The organism is Catellatospora sp. IY07-71 (genome assembly GCF_018326265.1).
Classification (GTDB): Bacteria; Actinomycetota; Actinomycetes; order Mycobacteriales; family Micromonosporaceae; genus Catellatospora.
In genome coordinates this window covers 6,896,612-6,915,013 of the sequence record NZ_AP023360.1, presented here as the reverse complement: position 1 = coordinate 6,915,013, position 18,402 = coordinate 6,896,612, and the positions used below count along the sequence as shown (strand labels likewise).

General features: G+C 72.9%; 19 protein-coding genes. 7 read left to right on the top strand and 12 right to left on the bottom strand.

Features of this window, described 5'->3' with window-relative positions:
• Positions 1–32: 32 nt before the first annotated feature.
• The gene (locus CS0771_RS30770; protein ID WP_212844260.1) at positions 33–1,226 is read left to right on the top strand and encodes an FAD-dependent monooxygenase; all 1,194 of its coding nucleotides are present in this window, start codon (positions 33–35) and stop codon (positions 1,224–1,226) included.
• Positions 1,227–1,426: 200 nt separating this feature from the next.
• On the opposite strand, the gene CS0771_RS30765 is transcribed toward CS0771_RS30770, so the two are convergent.
• The 11 genes from CS0771_RS30765 to urtA all read right to left on the bottom strand — a co-directional run bounded on the left by CS0771_RS30765 (position 1,427) and on the right by urtA (position 10,777).
• Positions 1,427–2,143: an urease accessory protein UreD gene (locus CS0771_RS30765; protein WP_212844259.1), complete on the bottom strand. Its 717-nt coding sequence runs from the start codon at positions 2,141–2,143 to the stop codon at positions 1,427–1,429.
• A complete protein-coding gene (ureG, locus tag CS0771_RS30760) occupies positions 2,143–2,853 on the bottom strand; it encodes an urease accessory protein UreG (RefSeq protein WP_212844258.1) in 711 nt (236 codons plus the stop codon). The genes CS0771_RS30765 and ureG overlap by 1 nt, the downstream gene beginning before the upstream one ends.
• Positions 2,843–3,550 (bottom strand): urease accessory protein UreF, encoded by a 708-nt coding sequence (locus CS0771_RS30755; protein ID WP_212844257.1) that lies wholly within the window; start codon positions 3,548–3,550, stop codon positions 2,843–2,845. The genes ureG and CS0771_RS30755 overlap by 11 nt, the downstream gene beginning before the upstream one ends.
• A complete protein-coding gene (locus CS0771_RS30750; protein ID WP_305835392.1) occupies positions 3,550–5,256 on the bottom strand; it encodes an urease subunit alpha in 1,707 nt (568 codons plus the stop codon). Before CS0771_RS30750 ends, CS0771_RS30755 begins: the two co-directional genes overlap by 1 nt.
• Before the next feature lie 145 nt (positions 5,257–5,401).
• On the bottom strand, positions 5,402–5,707 hold the full coding sequence (locus CS0771_RS30745) for an urease subunit beta (protein WP_212844256.1): 306 nt from the start codon (positions 5,705–5,707) through the stop codon (positions 5,402–5,404).
• Positions 5,704–6,006: an urease subunit gamma gene (locus tag CS0771_RS30740; protein ID WP_203755867.1), complete on the bottom strand. Its 303-nt coding sequence runs from the start codon at positions 6,004–6,006 to the stop codon at positions 5,704–5,706. Before CS0771_RS30740 ends, CS0771_RS30745 begins: the two co-directional genes overlap by 4 nt.
• A gap of 12 nt (positions 6,007–6,018) precedes the next feature.
• The gene (gene urtE, locus CS0771_RS30735; protein ID WP_212846132.1) at positions 6,019–6,711 is read right to left on the bottom strand and encodes an urea ABC transporter ATP-binding subunit UrtE; all 693 of its coding nucleotides are present in this window, start codon (positions 6,709–6,711) and stop codon (positions 6,019–6,021) included.
• The gene (gene urtD, locus CS0771_RS30730; RefSeq protein WP_212844255.1) at positions 6,711–7,472 is read right to left on the bottom strand and encodes an urea ABC transporter ATP-binding protein UrtD; all 762 of its coding nucleotides are present in this window, start codon (positions 7,470–7,472) and stop codon (positions 6,711–6,713) included. Before urtD ends, urtE begins: the two co-directional genes overlap by 1 nt.
• Positions 7,469–8,578, bottom strand: coding sequence for an urea ABC transporter permease subunit UrtC (gene urtC, locus CS0771_RS30725; protein WP_212844254.1), 1,110 nt, complete (start codon positions 8,576–8,578; stop codon positions 7,469–7,471). Before urtC ends, urtD begins: the two co-directional genes overlap by 4 nt.
• Positions 8,575–9,462: an urea ABC transporter permease subunit UrtB gene (gene urtB, locus CS0771_RS30720; RefSeq protein WP_212844253.1), complete on the bottom strand. Its 888-nt coding sequence runs from the start codon at positions 9,460–9,462 to the stop codon at positions 8,575–8,577. The genes urtC and urtB overlap by 4 nt, the downstream gene beginning before the upstream one ends.
• A gap of 70 nt (positions 9,463–9,532) precedes the next feature.
• Positions 9,533–10,777, bottom strand: a complete 1,245-nt coding sequence (gene urtA, locus CS0771_RS30715; RefSeq protein WP_212844252.1) for an urea ABC transporter substrate-binding protein — start codon at positions 10,775–10,777, stop codon at positions 9,533–9,535.
• 555 nt (positions 10,778–11,332) lie between these two features.
• Between urtA and CS0771_RS30710 the strand changes: the two genes are divergently transcribed.
• Both CS0771_RS30710 and CS0771_RS30705 read left to right on the top strand, forming a co-directional pair.
• On the top strand, positions 11,333–12,442 hold the full coding sequence (locus CS0771_RS30710) for a PH domain-containing protein (protein ID WP_212844251.1): 1,110 nt from the start codon (positions 11,333–11,335) through the stop codon (positions 12,440–12,442).
• A complete protein-coding gene (locus tag CS0771_RS30705) occupies positions 12,439–13,713 on the top strand; it encodes a CHAT domain-containing protein (RefSeq protein ID WP_212844250.1) in 1,275 nt (424 codons plus the stop codon). Before CS0771_RS30710 ends, CS0771_RS30705 begins: the two co-directional genes overlap by 4 nt.
• Here CS0771_RS30705 and CS0771_RS30700 read toward each other — a convergent pair.
• Positions 13,693–14,127, bottom strand: a complete 435-nt coding sequence (locus CS0771_RS30700; protein ID WP_212844249.1) for a hypothetical protein — start codon at positions 14,125–14,127, stop codon at positions 13,693–13,695. The genes CS0771_RS30705 and CS0771_RS30700 overlap by 21 nt on opposite strands.
• Positions 14,128–14,232: 105 nt before the next feature.
• Here CS0771_RS30700 and CS0771_RS30695 point away from each other — a divergent pair, with 105 nt between their 5' ends.
• The 4 genes from CS0771_RS30695 to CS0771_RS30680 all read left to right on the top strand — a co-directional run bounded on the left by CS0771_RS30695 (position 14,233) and on the right by CS0771_RS30680 (position 18,325).
• Positions 14,233–15,543: a sensor histidine kinase gene (locus CS0771_RS30695; RefSeq protein WP_212844248.1), complete on the top strand. Its 1,311-nt coding sequence runs from the start codon at positions 14,233–14,235 to the stop codon at positions 15,541–15,543.
• Positions 15,540–16,259, top strand: a complete 720-nt coding sequence (locus tag CS0771_RS30690; protein WP_212844247.1) for a response regulator transcription factor — start codon at positions 15,540–15,542, stop codon at positions 16,257–16,259. The genes CS0771_RS30695 and CS0771_RS30690 overlap by 4 nt, the downstream gene beginning before the upstream one ends.
• A gap of 84 nt (positions 16,260–16,343) precedes the next feature.
• On the top strand, positions 16,344–17,237 hold the full coding sequence (locus CS0771_RS30685) for an ABC transporter ATP-binding protein (protein WP_212844246.1): 894 nt from the start codon (positions 16,344–16,346) through the stop codon (positions 17,235–17,237).
• Positions 17,234–18,325 carry an ABC transporter permease gene (locus CS0771_RS30680; RefSeq protein ID WP_212844245.1) on the top strand — a complete coding sequence of 364 codons (1,092 nt, stop codon included), beginning with the start codon at positions 17,234–17,236 and terminating at the stop codon, positions 18,323–18,325. The genes CS0771_RS30685 and CS0771_RS30680 overlap by 4 nt, the downstream gene beginning before the upstream one ends.
• Positions 18,326–18,402 lie beyond the last annotated feature (77 nt).

Below are 18,402 nucleotides of genomic sequence, written 5' to 3'. Positions count from 1 at the left end.
CTTCTACAGGTGTAGAAGAACGAGGTGGCGGGATGAACGAGCGGAAAGCCGTGGTCATCGGTGCGGGCATCGGCGGGCTGTGCGCGGCCATCGGGCTGCGCCGCCGCGGCTGGGATGTCACCGTGCTCGAACGCGCCGCCGCATTCACCGAGGTGGGAGCCGGGCTGACGCTCATGGCCAACGGCCTGCGGGGTCTCGACGCGCTCGGCGTCGGCCAGGCCGTGCAACAGGCCGGGCGCGGGGACACCTCCGGCGGCATCCGCACCCCGGCCGGGCGCTGGGTCTCCCGGGTCGACGGCGAGGCGATGCTACGCCTGCTCGGCACGTCGGCCGTCGGCGTACACCGGGCCGTGCTGCACCGGATCCTGCTGGCCGAGCTGCCCGCCGGCGTGGTCGTCACCGGCGCCGAGGTCGTCGAGGTGGTGCCCGAGCCGGTGCCGCGCGTGCACTACCGCACCGCCGACGGCTCCGTCGTCTGCACGCCCGACCTGGTCGTCGCCGCCGACGGCATCAACAGCCGGGTACGCGCCCAGCTGTGGTGCGACCTGCCCGCACCGGTGTACTCCGGGACCACCGCCTGGCGCGGCGTGACCCGCGAACCGTGGCACGGGCCGCTCACCACCGCGATCACCTGGGGCCGGGGCACCGAGTTCGGCATCGTGCCGCTCGGCGACGGCCGGGTGTACTGGTACGGAGCCGTCAGCGCCCCGGCCGGGCATCGCTACCCGGAGCCCGACGAGCTGTCGGCGGTGCGGGCGCGCTTCGCCGGCTGGCACGAGCCCGTCTCCGCGCTCATGGCCGCCACCGCGCCCGAGGCGGTCATCAGGTCCGACATCCACCACCTCGGCACGCCGCCGCCGTCCTACCACCACGGTGCCGTGGCGCTGCTCGGCGACGCCGCGCACGCGATGGTGCCCAACCTCGGGCAGGGCGCCAACCAGGCCATCGAGGACGCGGTGGTGCTCGCCGCGCTGTGCGACCCGGCGGGCGACGTGGTGGCGGCGCTGTCCGAATACGACCGGCAGCGGCGGCCCCGCACGCAGGGCATCGCCCGTGCCGCCCTGCAGACCGCCCGGTTCGGCCAGCAGCTCGACAATCCGATTGCCGAAGGGCTGCGCAACGCGATCATGCGGCTCACGCCGTCGAAGGTCGCGCTGCGGTCCATGGCCGCACATGCGGGCTGGACACCGCCGCAGATCCCGGCGGCACCGGTGCCGTCTGCCTGACGGCGGCAGCGGTGCGCTACGTCATCGCGGTCCCGCCTCGGGCAGCGGCTCGCCTTATCCAGCCAGCGCCGCGCGGAGGTCCTCGGGCCAGTCCCCGACGGGATCGTCCAGCCTGACCGGCCGGGACCTCGTACGCAATCGGTTTGGGCCGGTGCCGCCGGGTGCGAGCCGGCCAGGGCGCGGAGGCGCCGCGGCTCCGGTCAGGGCTCGAGGTAGCCCCGCAGGCTGTGCGCGTCGGCGGCCGTGGCGCTCACCAGCGACGCCGGACCGGTCAGCGGCATCCGCACCGCGGAGGGCCCGAGCACCTGAGGCCCGGCCGAGGCGAGGGTCGGGTCGACGTGGAGCAGGCTGCCGGTGGCACGGGCAGCGCCGAGAACGGCCGGACCATCCCACCCCGGGGTGTCCGGCCCGACCGACAGCGACTGCCGCAGCAGGGGAGCGCCGCCGTAGCCGACCGACGTGCTGATCACGGCGTTGCCGGGCTGCTCGCCGTGGCGGCCGCAGATCAGCTCCTCCCGCCACAGCAGCCGCGCACCCTCGGCCAGCTCCACGGTGGACACCGCCAGATGGTGGCAGCCCGCCGCAGCGACGAGCTGCTCGGGAAGCCAGCGCAGCTCGCCTCCGGCGGCGACGTCCGCGGTGATCGAGACCCGCGAGCGCGCCCCGTCCCGGCCGGGCAGGGCGATGGACGCGGCGACGGTACGCACACACAGCACCGCCCCCGCCCCCACCTCGATCTCGATCCGCAGGTCGTCGCCGCCCAGCGGACCGGCCGCGCTGCCGATGAGGTGCACCGTCGCCGCCCCCGAGCCGTCCGGCGTGTGCCGCAGCTGCAGGGGCGGTTCGCCGCGCAGGCGCGCCAGCCGGGTGCCACTGCGGCCGTCGGCCTCGGCGACGATCCTGGCCAGCGCGCGCATCAGTGAGCCCCGGCGTGCTCGTGGCCGCGCGAGTGCGCGACGACGTGGCGCACCCAGGCGGCGACCTGGCTCGCGTGCGGGTCCTCGGCGATCGACTGGAAGATGGTCGGGAGCTCGCCGCGGCGGGCGCGGGCATCGCGGTCCATCACGCCCAGGTCGGCGCCGACCAGCGGGGCGAGGTCGGTCTTGTTGATGACGAGCAGGTCGGCTGTGGTGACACCGGGTCCGCCCTTGCGCGGCACCTTGTCGCCGCCGGACACGTCCACCACGAAGATCTGCTGGTCGACCAGGCCCTTGCTGAACGTGGCGGTGAGGTTGTCGCCGCCGCTCTCGACGAGCACCAGGTCGAGCGGCCCGAACGCCTCCTCCAGCTCCTCGACCGCGTCGAGGTTGGCGGAGATGTCGTCACGAATCGCGGTGTGCGGGCAGCAGCCGGTCTCGACGGCGCGGATGCGGGCCGGGTCGAGCACGCCCGCGCGCTTGAGGAAGTCGGCGTCCTCGGTGGTGTAGATGTCGTTGGTCACCACCGCGAGCCGCAGCTCGTCGGCCAGCGCCCGGCACAGGGCGGCGACCAGGGCGGTCTTGCCGGAGCCGACGGGGCCGCCGATGCCGATGCGCACCGCCCGGTCCAGCTGCGGCAGTGGCGGGTGCGGGTCGACGCCCGGCTCGGGGTGGGTGTGGGGAACGGACTCGTCGTGATCAGCTAGCAAAGAGACGCACCTCCCAGGTGGCGTGGATCTCGGCGGAGATGTCGGCCAGCGGCGCCGCGTGGGCCGGCAGCTCCTCCGGGGACTTGTGGGCGACGGCCGCCGCGCTCGCGGCGATCTCGTCGCAGGCGCCCGCGAGGCGGGCGAGCAGGTGCTGCACCTGGTACGGGTCGAGCCCGAGCAGCCGCACGGCGGCACTGGCCGGCCCGGTGACCACCCCGTACGCGGCGACGTGCGCGGACTCCTCGGTGGACAGTCCCGCTGCAGCCGTGGTGACGCCCAGCGCCAGCGGCTGATGCGGCCCGTCCGGATGCTTCGGCAGGTACGCGTACAGCTCCGACGGCCATGTCAGCCGCCCGGCCCGCAGCAGCGCCCGCCCCTGCCGCCGCGACGCCAGCCGCAGCGCCGGCGACACCGTCCGCGCCTCCAGCTCCGCATCAAGAGAAAGGAAGGGCACCTTGTTATCGGATTCCGATGTAGAAGGTGCCCTTCCTAACCGCGAAGCGGTGAGGTGGGTGGTGGCGGTGAAGGCGGCGGCTACAGGGGCGGCGTAGGACAGGCGGCCGCGCAGGAAGGACTCCAGGCCGGCCAGGTCGGTGACCCGGCCGGCCGCGACGGCCGCCTCCAGGCCGCTGGAGTGCGCGTGGCCGCCGGACGGGAAGCGCCCGTCGGCCAGCAGCAGGTACGCGGTCGAGTGCATCAGAACAGGAAGTACCGCTGGGCCATGGGCAGGACGGTCGGCGGGTCGGGGTCGACGACCTCGCCGTCGATCCGGACGGTGAACGTGTCCGGGTCGACCTCGATGTGCGGCATGGCGCCGTTGTGCGGCAGGTCGGCCTTGCCGCGCGAGCGCACGTCCCCGACCGGCACCATCCGCCGCCTGATGTCCAGCTCCAGCCCGGCCTCGATCGTGGCGGGCGCGACGAAGGCGAGCGAGGTGTGCGCGGCGGCGACGCCGTACGCGCCGAACATCGGGCGGGGCAGCATGGGCTGCGGGGTGGGGATGGACGCGTTCGCGTCGCCCATCTGCGCGTACGCGATCATGCCGCCCTTGACCACCAGGTGCGGCCGTACGCCGAAGAACGCCGGGTCCCACAGCACCAGGTCGGCGAGCTTGCCGGGCTCGACCGAGCCGATTTCGCCCTCCAGCCCGTTGGCCATGGCCGCGCAGATGGTGTACTTCGCGACGTACCGCTTGGCGCGGTGGTTGTCGGCGGCCCCGTCGCCGGGCAGCGCGCCGACCCGGTCCTTCATCACGTGCGCGGTCTGCCAGGTGCGCAGCACGATCTCGCCGATGCGCCCCATGGCCTGCGAGTCGGACCCGATGATCGAGATCGCGCCGAGGTCGTGCAGCAGGTCCTCGGCGGCCATGGTGGAGGGCCGGATGCGGCTCTCCGCGAACGCCAGGTCCTCGGGCACGGCCGCGTTCAGGTGGTGGCACACCATCAGCATGTCGAGGTGCTCGGCGAGGGTGTTGCGGGTGTACGGCCGGGTCGGGTTGGTCGACGACGGCAGGATGTGGGGCAGGCTCGCCACGGTGATGATGTCGGGCGCGTGCCCGCCCCCGGCGCCCTCGGTGTGGTACGAGTGGATCGCCCGGCCGTTGATCGCGGCCAGGGTGTCCTGCACGAACCCGGCCTCGTTCAGGGTGTCGGTGTGGATGGACACCTGCACCCCGGACGCGTCGGCGACACGCAGGCAGGCGTCGATCGCGGCGGGCGTGGTGCCCCAGTCCTCGTGCAGCTTGAACCCGCCCGCCCCGGCCCGCAGCTGCTCCCACATGGCCTCCTCGGACACCGTGTTGCCCTTGCCGAGCAGCAGCACGTTGACCGGGAACGTGTCCAGCGCCTCGTGCATCCGGGCCAGGTGCCACGCGTTGGCGGTGACCGTGGTGGCCTTGGTGCCCTCGGCCGGGCCGGTGCCGCCGCCGACCAGCGTGGTCACGCCGTTCGCGAGGGCCTCGTGCACCAGGTCGGGGCAGATGAAGTGCACGTGCGTGTCGACCGCCCCCGCGGTGACGATCTTCCCGTTGCCGGCGATCACCTCCGTGGCGGGCCCGATGACCAGTTCCGGGTGTACGCCGGGCATGGTGTCCGGGTTGCCGGCGCGTCCGATCGCGACGATCCTGCCGTCGCGCAGGCCGATGTCGGCCTTGACGATGCCCCAGTGGTCCAGGATCACCGCCCCGGTGATGACGGTGTCCAGGGCGCCCTGCGCACGGGTGGCCCGGGACTGGCCCATCGACTCGCGGATGACCTTGCCGCCGCCGAAGACGGCCTCGTCGCCGCCCGCGCAGTGGTCGGCCTCGACCTCGATGAGCAGGTTGGTGTCGGCGAGCCGGATGCGGTCGCCGGTGGTGGGGCCGTAGAGCGCCGCGTAGCGCTCCCGGCTGACCAGGATCGTCACAGCGCCTCGGTCCTCTCGCACTCGGCCATGCCGGAAGGGGCGACCCTCGTGTCGCGGTGGCAACCCAGGTGTTGCCGCCGCGGGCCACAACTTCTGGGATGTAGGTACAACTTCTGGGATGTACTCCGCCGCGCGCGGTCGCCGGTCACAGCTCGCCTCCGCACTCGCCGCGTAGGCCAGGCACGACCCGCAGGCCGCCGAGCGGCACCAGCTCGACCTCGCGGGTGACACCGGGCTCGAAGCGCACGGCGGTCCCGGCCGGGACGGCCAGGCGCAGGCCCCAGGCTGCGGCGCGATCGAAGGACAGGCCGGGGTTGGCCTCGGCGAAGTGGTAGTGCGAGCCGACCTGCACCGGCCGGTCGGCGGTGTTGACCACGGTCAGCGTGGTGGTCGGCCGGGACACGTTGATCTCGACGGGGCCGTCCCCGAAGAGGATCTCACCGGGGATCACCGGATCGGGTGGTGCACCGTCACCAGCTTGGTGCCGTCCGGGAACGTCGCCTCCACCTGCACCTCCTTCACCATCTCGGGGACGCCGGGCAGCACGTCCGCGCGGGTCAGCACCTGGCAGCCCGCGTCCATCAGGTCCACGACGGTCCGCCCGTCGCGGGCGCCCTCCAGCAGGAAACGGGTGATGATCGCGACCGACTCGGGGTGGTTGAGCAGCAGGCCGCGGGCGCGGCGCCGCTCGGCGACGTCGGCCGCCACATGGATGAGCAGACGTTCCTGCTCATGCTGGGTGAGGAACATGGACCGTCCTTCTTACACCGTGAGGGCCGCGCGTACGGCGGGTTCGGCGGCGGTGCCGCCCGCCCCCGACGAGGTCACTCTGCCGGATTCGAGCACGTGGTAGCGGTGCGCCGCGCGCAGCGCGAAGCCGAGATGCTGCTCCACGAGCAGCACGGACAGGCCGTCGCGCCCGGCCAGGGACAGCACCGCCTGCTCGATCTCGGCGACCACGTTGGGCTGGATGCCCTCGGTCGGCTCGTCGAGCAGCAGCAGCTTGGGCCGGGTGATCAGCGCGCGGGCGATGGCCAGCTGCTGGCGCTGCCCGCCGGACAACAGCCCGGCGCGGCGGCGCAGCAGCCCGGTCAGCGCCGGGAACAGGTCGAGCGCGCTCGCGAGCGCCTCCTTGCCGCCCCGGCGGCCGTCCGCGACCAGCTGCAGGTTCTCCAGCGTGGTCAGGTGCGGGAAGCACTGCTGGCCCTGCGGCACGTACGCCATGCCGCGCGCCACCCGCTCGTGCGGGGCGAGCTTCGTGACGTCCTCGCCGCCGAACAGGACCATCCCCTGCCGGGGCCGGAGCAGGCCGATCGCGGCGCGCAGCAGGGTGGACTTGCCCGCGCCGTTGTGGCCGAGCACGGCGGTGACGGAGCCGTCGTCGACGGTCACGTCCACGCCGTGCAGCACGGTGCTGCGCCCGTACCCGGCGTGCACCTTCTCGATGCGCAGCATCACGCCTGCACCTCCTGGGCCTCGGACTCGGCCGCGTGGCCGAGGTAGACCTCCTGGACCTTCGGATCGGCCTGCACCTGGGCGACGGTGCCCTCGCTGAGCACCCTCCCGGCGTGCAGCACGGTGACGGTGCGGGCGAAGCGGCGCAGGAAGTCCATGTCGTGCTCGATGACGACCACGGTGCGGTCGGCGGCGATCTTGCCGAGCAGCTCGCCGGTGGCCTCGCGCTCCTCGTGGCTCATCCCGGCGACCGGCTCGTCGAGCAGCAGCAGCCGGGCGTTCTGCACCAGCAGCATGCCGATCTCCAGCCACTGCTTCTGGCCGTGCGCGAGGGTGCCCGCGAGCGCGTCGCGGCGGCCGGTCAGCCCGATCGCCTCCAGCGCGTACGCGACGTCGTCGGGCACCGCCCGGCGGCTGCGCAGCATCGTCCACGGGCCGCGGCCCGCGCCCGCCGCGATGTCGAGGTTCTGCAGCACGGTCAGCTCCTCGAACAGCGCCGCCGTCTGGAAGGTGCGGCCCACGCCCAGCCGGGCGATGCGGTGCACGTCCCGGCCGAGCAGCTCGGTCTCGCCGAAGCGCACCGACCCGCTCGCCTTGACCAACCCGGTCACCGCGTCGACCAGCGTCGTCTTGCCGGCCCCGTTCGGGCCGATGAGGAACCGGATGTCGCCCGGTGCGACGTCGAGGTCCACGCCGTCCACCGCGACGAACCCGTCGAACGCCACCCGCAGCCCGCGAATGGTCAGACCGCCCGCGGTCATACGGCCACCTCCTTGATCAGTGCCTGGTCACCGGTCACCGGCGCGGGTGCGGGCGTGGTCTCGCGTCGCCGCCGCACCATGCCCCACAGCGACGCGAGACCACCCGGCAGGAACGCCACGACCAGCACGAACATGGCGCCCTGGAGGTAGGTCCAGGTGCCAGGGAAACGTTCGGACAGCGCCGTCTTGGCCCAGGCCACGGCGACCGCGCCGAGCACCGGCCCGAGCAGCGCCGCCCGGCCGCCGACGGCCACCCCGATGACGAACTCGATCGACGGCACGATGCCGATCAGGGCGGGGGAGATGATGCCGACCGCGGGCACGAACAGCGCCCCGGCCAGGCCCGCCATCCCCGCGGCGACGACGTACGCGACGAGCTTGACGTTGGCCGGGTTGTAGCCGAGGAAGCGCACCCGCTCCTCGGAGTCGCGCACCGCGACCAGCAGTTCGCCGTAGCGGGAGCGCATCAGCTGGCGGGTGAGCGCGAGCAGCCCGAGCAGGACGGCGGCGATGATGAAGTAGACCATGCGCTGGTTGACCGGGTCGTCGAGGTCGTAGCCGAAGAAGCCGTCGATGTCGGTGAGCCCGTTGGTGCCGCCGGTGGTGCCCTGCTGCCCGATGAGCAGGATGACCATGGCGGCGGCCAGGGCCTGGCTGAGGATGGCGAAGTACGCCCCGCGCACCCGCCGCCGGAACACCAGCGTGCCGAGCCCGAAGGCGACCAGCATGGGCAGCAGCACCGTCGCGGCCAGCGCGAACGCCGGGTTCGCGAACGGGGCCCACCACGCCGGGAGCTCGTCGAGCTGCCCGTACAGCTCCATGAAGTCGGGCATGTTGCCCGGCCCGGCGTCGGCGAGCTTGAGGTGCATGGCCATGGCGTAGCCGCCGAGGCCGAAGAACACGCCCTGCCCGAGGGTCAGCAGGCCGCCACGGCCCCAGGCCAGGCCGATGCCGACGGCGACGATGGCGAAGCAGAGGTACTTGGCCAGCAGGCTGAGCCGGAAGTCGCTGAGCAGCGCGGGCGCGGCGGCGAACAGCACGAGCGCGCCGAGCCCGAAGCCGAGCCAGGCCCGCAGCCGGGGGTTCATGTCGGTCAGAGCTTTCATGCCAGGCTCCTGGTACGCAGCGTGAACAGGCCCTGCGGGCGCCACTGCAGGAACGCCACGATCGCGATGAACACGATCACCTTGGCGACGCTGAGCGTGGTCAGGTACTCGACCATCGCCTGCAGCATGCCGAGCGTGAACGCCACGATCACGCTGCCCTTGAGCTGCCCGATGCCGCCGACCACGACGACGAGGAAGGCGTCGATGATGATATTGGTGCCCATGGTCGGGCCGATCGGGCCGAGCAGCGTCAGCGCCACCCCGGCGACCCCGGCCAGGCCGGATCCGATGAAGAAGGTCAGCCGGTCCACGCGCCCGGTGGGGATGCCGGACACGGCGGCCAGGTCGCGGTTCTGCACCACGGCCCGGATCCGCCTGCCCAGCGGCGTGAGCTTCAGCGCGGCGGTCAGCGCCACGACGGCGAGCACGACCAGCCCCAGGATGAACAGGCGGCTGTTGGCGATGCTGACGTCGCCGCCCAGCGAGGTGCTCTCGGTGAGGATGTCCGGCGCCTTGGTCTGCACGTTGGGCGCGCCGAAGATGTCCCGGGCGAGCTGCTGCAGCATCAGCGAGACGCCCCAGGTGACCAGCAGCGTGTCCAGCGGGCGGGTGTAGAGGCGGCGGATGAGCGCCCACTCCAGCAGCACGCCCATCCCCCCGGCGACCGCGAACGCGATCGGGATCGCGACCAGCAGCGAGACTCCCGCGTCGGTGATCGCCTGCTGGAGCACGTACGTGGTGTAGGCGCCGGCCATGATGAACTCGCCGTGCGCCATGTTGATGACGTTCATCTGGCCGAAGGTCAGGGCCAGGCCGAGCGCGATGAGCAGCAGCACCGCGCCGATGCTGACGCCGGTGAACAGCTGGCCGACTATCACTGTCATGGCAGGGGACACCTCGGATACGGGACGGAGCGGTGGAGCGGCACCGAGCCGCTCCACCGCCTCAGGTGGGTCAGGACAGGCCGGTCGCCCAGGGGTAGCCCTTGAGGTACGGGTCCGGCTTGACCGGGCTGCCGGAGTTCCACACCTCGGTGATCAGGCCGTCGTCGCCGATCTTGCCGATGCGCGCGGTCTTGTGGATGTGCTGCGTCGCGCCGTCCACGGTGACCAGGCCCTCGGGCGCCTCGAAGGTGACGCCGTCGGAGGCGCCCTTGACCTTCTCGACGTCGAAGCTGCCCGCCTTCTCGACCATGGCCTTCCACAGGTAGACCGCGGTGTACGCGGCCTCCATCGGGTCGCTGGTCGGCTTGTCCGCGCCGTACTTGGCCTTGTACGCCTTGACGAACTTGTCGTTGGCCGGGCCGGTGGTGGTCTGGTAGTAGTTCCACGCCGTGAGCTGGCCGGCGAGGTACTGCGTGCCGATGCTCTTGACCTCCTCCTCGGCGATCGACACCGACACGACCGGCATCGCCGCCGCGGTCAGGCCCGCGGACTTGTACTCCTTGAAGAAGGCCACGTTGCTGTCGCCGTTGAGGGTGTTGAACACCGCGTCGGCCTTGGCCGTCTTCACCTTGTTCACGATCGTGCCGAACTCGGTGCTGCCCAGCGGCGCGTAGTCCTCACCGAGCACCTTCAGGCCGTTGGCCTCGGCGTACGCCTTAATGATCTTGTTTGCGGTACGCGGGAACACGTAGTCGCTGCCGACCAGGTAGACCGACTTCTTGCCCTGCGCCTTGAGGTAGTCCAGGCCGGGCACGATCTGCTGGTTGGTGGTGGCGCCGGTGTAGAAGATGTACGGCGACTGCTCCAGGCCCTCGTACTGCACCGGGTAGAACAGCAGCGCCTTGTTCTCCTCGAAGACCGGCTTCACGGCCTTGCGGCTGGCCGAGGTCCAGCAGCCGAACACGGCCGCCACCCGGTCCACTTTGATCAGTTTCTCGGCCTTCTCGGCGAACGTGGGCCAGTCCGAGGCCCCGTCCTCGCTGATGGGCTCGATCTTCTTGCCGAGCACGCCCCCCGCGGCGTTGATCTCCTCGACGGCCAGCAGGATCGCGTCGCGTACGGTGACCTCGCTGATGGCCATGGTGCCCGACAGCGAGTTGAGCAGGCCCACCTTGACGGTGTCGCCCGAGGTGTCGGCGGTGACGCCGCCGGCGGTTTCGTTCTCGCCGGTCTTGGCGCCGCAGGCGCTGAGCGCCAGTGCGGCGGCGAGCGCGACGCTGCCGGCCATGAGGCCGCGGCGGTGCAATCTGAGCATGGTGGGGTATCTCCCTGCGTCGGCGGGGCACGAGTCAACGGTGGAAGGCACCGCGATGGGAGGCACGACGGGCGACAAGACGTCGGCGTCTCGGCGGTCGGGCGGGCCGGCCCGGGGCGGTGCGTGACAGGCGATCCGATGCGTGTGCCGGCAGCGCGCAGCGGGCGTCTCGGCCGGTTGTGCCGGCCCTGAGGCGACCGCCTGAATGCCAGGCACTGAAAGGTTCGTCGATCGCCATTACGGCGTTGTTTCATCGCCGTTGACATGGCGTATCCATGGTTGTGAAATATCGTCGATGACCTGCAAAAACAACAATAGCCGACGCCTTTGTGGACCGCATGGTGTGCGGTCGGAGGCGTCGGCTTGCAGCTATTCGGGATATGGCGTGGGAGCCCCCGCGTCGCGGGGATCCTTCACCCACGAAGTATCTTGACCGTCCATCGTGGTGTCAAGAGCGGCGTCCTGAACCGACGGCTGATCGACCGGCCGGTGCGGTCTTCCGTAGCATGGCCGCATGTCGGCAGCCGCTGCTCCCCTCGCCCCGGCCGGTGCGGCATGAGCCCGCGTGAGATCGAGCCGGAGGACGGCGCGCGGCCCGGTGGTGAGCTCGAGCCGGGTGAGCCGCTGACCGAGGACGAACTGGCCGGCCTGTTCGCCACGGACCAGTCCCGGTTCGTGCTCCCGCTGGAGGACGAGCCGAGCGACATGGTCGCCTGGTATCTGTTCCCGACGGAGCGCTTCCGGGGGGAGTGGCGGCGGCACCCGATCAGCCTGGCCAAGTCGCTGCTCATCCTGTCCGTGTACACGGGCCTGCTGATCACGCTCGCGGCGCAGCGCATCAAGCCGCAGTACACCGGCCGCGTCATCGCGGTGATCGCCGTGGGCGCGCTGCTGCTGGCGGCGTTCCGGGCGGCGGACTGGCGGCTCGGCCGGTTCGTGCTCACCAACAAGCGGCTGATGCTGGTGCGCGGGGTGTTCAACCGGCGCGTCTCGATGCTGCCGCTGATGCACGTCACGGACATGCGCTACTTCCAGTCGCCGCTGGGCCGGCTGCTGAACTACGCGACGTTCCACATCGACGGCGCGAGCCGGCGCGGTGGCATGCGCCGCGTCGTCGACCTGCCCCACCCCAACGAGCTCTACCTGCGCATCGTCGAGGAGCTGTACGAACCCGCCGCCGTCGAGGCACGGCTGGGCCGCGACGACGTCTCCGACGCCGTGCGGGAGGTGCTGGAGGGCGCGCCGCTGGTGAACTACGACGGCTGGGTCAGCGTCGAGGTGTACGACGGCGCCGACCCGGTCGCCGCCTCACCCGACCGGCGGCTGCTGCTCGACCCGGACCGCGTCTACGACCTCATCGTCACGATCGCGCCGAGCCCGGCGTCCCGGCTGGCCGAGCCGCTGGCGGTGACCGGCGGCGTCGACGAGAGCATCGTGCTGTTCGAGGTCGAGGTCGACAGCGACCGCCCGGCGCTGCGGCACGCGGCCAGGGCGGTGTGGGTGCAGGAGTCCGAACGCGCCCGGATCGAGTTCACCCTCGGGCCGGGGCAGCCGCCGCTGTGGCCGCCGCCGTGGCTGTGGATCCGGGTCTCGCAGCAGCGCCGCACGCTGCAGAGCATCGAGCTGACCGCGGACTACCCGACGCCCGGCCGGGACCGTGGGTGAGCGAGGTCATCGCGACCGTCTCGGTCCGCTCGCCGCGTGCCGGCATCGGGGTCGAGGTGTGCTTCGAGTTCCCGGGCACCGGCCAGACGGTCCACCTGCCGCTGCCCGACCGCGGCCTGCTGGCGGAGGTGCGCCGCAAGGCGGGCATCTACCTGGAGCGGGTGGTGCCGCTCACGGCCCGGCTCAACGCCGGCACCGAGCAGGCGGCGAGCGCGCTGCGCATCCTGCTGAACAAGGGCCGTGAGCTGACGGCCCTGCTGGTGCAGGACGACATCGAGCGGTTCCTGCGGCTGGAGTCGGCGTTCCGGGCGGCCTGGCCGCGGTGGCGCTCGGCCGACTGGAGCGACGACACCGCGCCGCTGCCGATGGTGGAGCTGCACTGCCACGACGACACGCTGCCGCTGGAACTGCTGCCGCTGTTCGACTTCGGCCCGCTGCCCGAGCTGCGCACCTACGCCGACCTGGCCGCGGCGGCGTCACGGTTCCTGGGGTTCGCCACGGTGGTGCGCCGGGTGGTGCCGACCCCGGTCCCCGCCGACCGGGTGCTGCGCAACGATCCGGCGCTGCCGGTGCAGTTCCTGCGCCATCGCGGCCTGCCCAGCGCGCAGGAGGAGGAGCGGTTCCTGGCGTCGCTCGGCGGCCACGTACGGGTGGACGGGCCGTGGCCGGTCGCGCAGGACGAGGGCGAGGTCCGCGACGCGCTGCTGCGCGCCCTGTACGACGGCAGCCCGCTCGACGGCTCCGCGGGCACGGCACCGCCGGTGCAGGTCCAGCACTTCGCCTGCCACTGCGACACCACCGCCGAGCTGGACGACGACTACGTGCTCGCGCTGTCCACCCGCAACGGCAAGGCGCGCCGGCTGACCTTCGGCGAGCTGCGCGAGGGTTACTACGAGCGCATCTTCGCCGACGGCGACAGCGGCGGGCACCGCGCCGTGATCATCCTCAACGCGTGCGCCTCCTCGCGCACCAACCCGCTGACGGCGTACTCGTTCCCGAGGTGGTTCCTCAACCGCGGCCACCGGGCGTTCATCGGCACCGAGACCGACGTGCCCGACGGGGTGGCGGCCGGGTTCGCCGCCGCCTTCTACGGCCGGCTGCTGGAGGCGCGGCGGCCGCTCGGCGAGGCGGTGGTGTGGGCCCGCCGGGACCTGCTGCGCGACTTCCGCAACCCGCTCGGGCTGCTCTACGTCATGTACGGCGACACCCAGCTCACGGTGGAACGCGCCCGCCCCGGCGTCTACCGCGCGTCAGCGGGCCGGGCGGCGTAGCCGGACCAGCAGCTCGTCGGCCAGCGGCACCAGGAACACGGCGAGCGTCAGCACCACCCCCGCCTCCACCTGGTCCAGCCCGAGCAGCGCGGCGGCGTGCGGGCTGGTGGCCGGCGCCCAGCACAGGTAGGCGACCGCCGCCAGCACGTAGAAGTGCGGCAGCGGCCGCTCGTCGGGGGCCGTCTGCTGCCCGGCCAGCCACAGGTAACCGATGGTGCCCACCAGGCCGACGCAGAGCAGCGCGATCAGCAGCGGCCGCCGGTCCGGCCCGATCACCGCGGCCAGCGGCACGAAGAACGCCAGCGTCTCCGCGGGCACGTACTTGACCAGCCGTTCGGGCAGTCCGTCGCCGCCGACGCCGCTGCTGGTGCCGGAGTTGCGGAACCGGACGGGCGGCACGACGGTGCGAGGCATGGCGGCTCCTGGGGCGCGGGAGGGGATCCACGTATTCAACACGATGCGCGCCGACCGGCGCAGCCGCGTTGGCGTACCGGCCCGGGATTGTGAAATCGTCGCGGCATGACCCTGGGGAGCGGCGACGACGGCTGGGCGCGGCCGGGTCCCACCGTGGAGCAGCGGCGGGCCGACGTGTTCGTGGCGGTGGCGGTCACGGCGCTGGCCCTGTTCAACCTCACCCTGGCCAACAGCGCCGGGATCGACTTCGGCCCGCCGCCCAGCCTGCCGGAGCAGGTGTGCTGGACCGTCGCGGTGACCGCGCCGCTGGCGCTGCGCCGCCGCCTGCCGCTCACCATCGCGCTCGTGGTGGCGGTCGCGTTCATCGGCGCGCAGGTCCGCGCCCAGCCTGAGCAGCAGCTCGCCGCGGGCGCGCTGTTCTGCGTGCTCTACACGGCCGGCGCGTGGGGCCGCGACCACCGGCGCTCCCGGCAGGTGCGGCTGGGCATCATCACCGCGATGATCTCGTGGCTGCTGTTCTCGGTCCTGACGTCGCTGGACGACATCCCGGCGGACGCGTTCGAGGGGGCCCGCGGGCCGATGCCGCCGCTGCTCGCCGCGATCGTCAGCGCCGTGCTGCTGAACACCCTGGCCCTGGGGTTCGCGTACTTCTTCGGTGAGACCGCCTGGGTCGCCGCCCGCCGCCAGCACCAGCTGGAGGTGCAGGCCGAACAGCTGCGCCGCTCCCGTGACGAGGCCGGCGAGCGGGCCGTGATGGGCGAGCGGCTGCGCATCGCCCGGGAGCTGCACGACGTGGTCGCCCACCACGTGTCCGTGATGGGCGTGCAGGCCGCGGCCAGCCGCCGGGTGATGGACAAGGACCCGGCGCGGGCGCGCACCGCGCTGGAGGCGATCGAGCAGAGCGCCCGCGCGGCAGTGGACGAGCTGCGGCGCATGCTCGCGCTGCTGCGCCACGGCGGCCGCACCGACGAGGCCCCTGCCACGGTCGGCGTCGACCGGGTGGAGAGCCTGCTGGCCGGGGCGCGCGAGGCCGGGCTGACGGTGCGCTACGGCGTCTTCGGCGTCCCCGTGCCGCTGCCCGACTCGCTGTCGCAGGCGGTGTACCGGATCGTGCAGGAGTCGGTCACCAACACGCTGAAGCACGCCGGTGCGGCGACCCTCGACGTGCGCCTGCGCTACCTGGCGCACGAGCTGGAGGTGGAGTCCACCGACGACGGCCGCGGCGGCCCGGTGCGCGGCGACGGCGGGCTGGGCCTCATCGGCATGCGGGAACGCGTCGCCGCACACGACGGCACGCTGGAGGCCGGCCCGCGGCCGCAGGGCGGCTTCCGGGTGCGCGCCCGGTTCCCGCTGGCGGGAGCCGCGTCGGGAGCGCCCTCGGTGGCGGCGGCGGGCGTGGCGGAGGCGGCGGCATGAGCACGCCGGACGCCCACGCCCCGGCGACGGCTTCGGGGCAGCCCGGCGCGGACGGCCGGCCGATCCGGATCCTGCTGGCCGACGACCACCGGCTGGTGCGCACCGGGTTCCGGGTCATCCTCGAGACGGAGGACGACCTGGTCGTGGTCGGTGAGGCGGCCGACGGCGAGCAGGCGGCGGCCCTGGCCGCCCAGACCGCGCCCGACGTGGTGCTGATGGACGTCGAGATGCCCGGGGTGGACGGGCTGGCGGCGACCCGGCGCATCACCGCGTCCGGCGCGGGCCCGGCGGTGCTGATCCTGACCACGTTCGACCGCGACGACTACCTGTTCGCCGCGCTGCAGGCCGGGGCCAGCGGCTTCCTGCTGAAGAACGGCACGCCGGAGGCGCTGGTCGAGGCGGTGCGGGTGCTCGCCCGCGGCGACGCGCTGCTCGCCCCGGAGATCACCCGCCGGGTCATCGCGAAGTTCGCCCGGCCCGCCGCCGCGCCGCCCGCGACCGGCGGCGAGCTCAAGGAGCTGACCCCGCGCGAGTACGAGGTGCTGGTGCTGCTCGCGGGCGGGGCGACCAACGCCGAGATCGCCGCGCGGCTGTTCCTCGGCGAGGCGACGGTGAAGACGCACGTCAGCCGGGTCCTCACCAAGCTGCGGCTGCGCGACCGCACCCAGGCCGTGGTGTACGCGTACGAGCACGGCGTGGTCACCCCGGGAGGCTGAGCCCGGGGTCCTCCGCGAGACGGACCCGAAGATCGATCCGGGGACGGACGGCGGCCCACCCGGCGTCGCCTAGCCTTCGGTGCCATGACGAAAGTGCTTCGCCTCGACGGGGTCAGCCGCCGCTTCGGCGACCGGCAGGTGCTCCATGAGGTCTCCTTCGACGTGACCGCGGGGCGGATGACCGGCTTCGTCGGCGCCAACGGCGCCGGCAAGACCACCTCGATGCGCATCATCATGGGCGTGCTCGCCCCGGACGCGGGCGAGGTGACCTGGCAGGGCGCCCGGCTGACCCGCGCCGTGCGCCGCCGCATCGGCTACATGCCGGAGGAGCGCGGCCTCTACCCGAAGATGTCGGTCCGCGACCAGCTCGACTACCTGGGCCGCCTGCACGGCCTGGGCCGGGACGCGGTGCGCCGCAACGCCGAGGAGCTGATCGAGCGGCTGAGCCTGGGCGAGCGGGCGGGCGACCCGGTGGAGCAGCTCTCGCTGGGCAACCAGCAGCGGGCGCAGATCGCCGCGGCGCTGATCCACGACCCTGAGATCCTGGTGCTGGACGAGCCGTTCTCGGGCCTCGACCCGATCGCCGTGGACACCGTGGTCGACGTGCTGCGCGACCGGACCAGGCGCGGGGTGCCGGTGCTGTTCTCCAGCCACCAGCTCGACGTGGTGGAGCGGCTCTGCGACGACCTGGTCATCATCGCGGGCGGGCGGATCCGGGCCGCGGGCAGCCGCGCGGGCCTGCGCGCCGGCCACGCCCTGCCCCGGTACGCGCTGACCGTCGACGGCGACGCGGGCTGGCTGCGCGACGAGCCGGGCGTGCGGCTGATCGACTTGGACGGCGCGCACGCCGTGTTCGAGCTGGCGTCCGGCGCGGACGACCAGCGGGTGCTGGCCGCGGCGCTGTCCCGCGGGCCGGTGCGCGCGTTCGGCCCGGTCACCCCGTCCCTTGCCGAGATCTTCCGGGAGGTCGCCCGATGAACACGTACGAAGCCGTCCGGATCGTGGCCGCCCGCGAGATCCGGGTGAAGCTGCGCGACAAGGCGTTCCTGCTCGGGACGCTGTTCTTCCTGCTGTTCGCGGTCGGCGGCACGGCGCTGCCGCCGCTGCTGGCCGGCGGCCCCCCGTCGGTGGCGGTGATCGGCACCGCGCCCGCCGCCCTCACCGCGGCGGACTTCGAGATCCATCCGGTCGCGGACGAGGCGGCCGCGCGGGCGCTGGTGCGCGACGGCGGCGCCGACGCGGCGGTGCTGGGCGACGGCACGGTGATCGCGCTGACCGACGCGCCGCAGGACGTGGTGCGAGCGCTGAGCACCGCGCCGGCCGTCGAACTGCTCGACCCGAGCGGGGTCGACCCGGTCCTGTCGTTCCTGGTCCCGCTGTTCTTCGCGGTGATCTTCTTCTTCACGTCGCTCACCTTCGGCCTGCAGATCGCGATGAGCGTCACCGAGGAGAAGCAGACCAGGGTGGTGGAGATCCTGGTCGCGTCGGTGCCGGTGCGGGTGCTGCTGATCGGCAAGGTGGCGGCCGGGGCGATCCTGGCGCTGGGCCAGATCGCGCTGATCGCGGTCGTGGCGCTGGCCGGGATGCGGATCGCGGACACCGGCGACGAGCTGGTCACCATGCTGACCCCGGCGATCGGCTGGTTCCTGCCGTTCTTCGTGGTCGGCTTCGTGATGCTGGCCGCGCTGTGGGCGGGGGTGGGCGCCCTGGTCAACCGGCAGGAGGACATCAACGCGGTGTCGATGCCGGTGCAGCTGGCGGTGATCCTGCCGTTCTTCGGCGTGATGATGTTCGGCGACGACCCCACGGCGATGAAGATCCTGTCGTACGTGCCGTTCTCGGCGCCGTCGGCGATGCCGGTGCGGCTGTTCCACGGTGACGCGGCCGCCTGGGAGCCCGCGCTGGCGCTGGTCGTGCTGGCCGTCGCGGCGGTGCTGATGGTCGCCGTGGGCGCCCGGATCTACGAGGGCTCGCTGCTGCGCACCAACGGGCGCACCTCGCTGGCCGCGGCCTGGCGGGACCGGGAGGCACGGCGGCTCGCGGAGCTGGACGCCGCCCAGGGGTGAGCCGAGGGGGCGGCGGGGATCAACCGCCGCCCCTGTCCGGGCGGGGGAGGGCGGTATGCCCTATTTGGCCGAGAAGT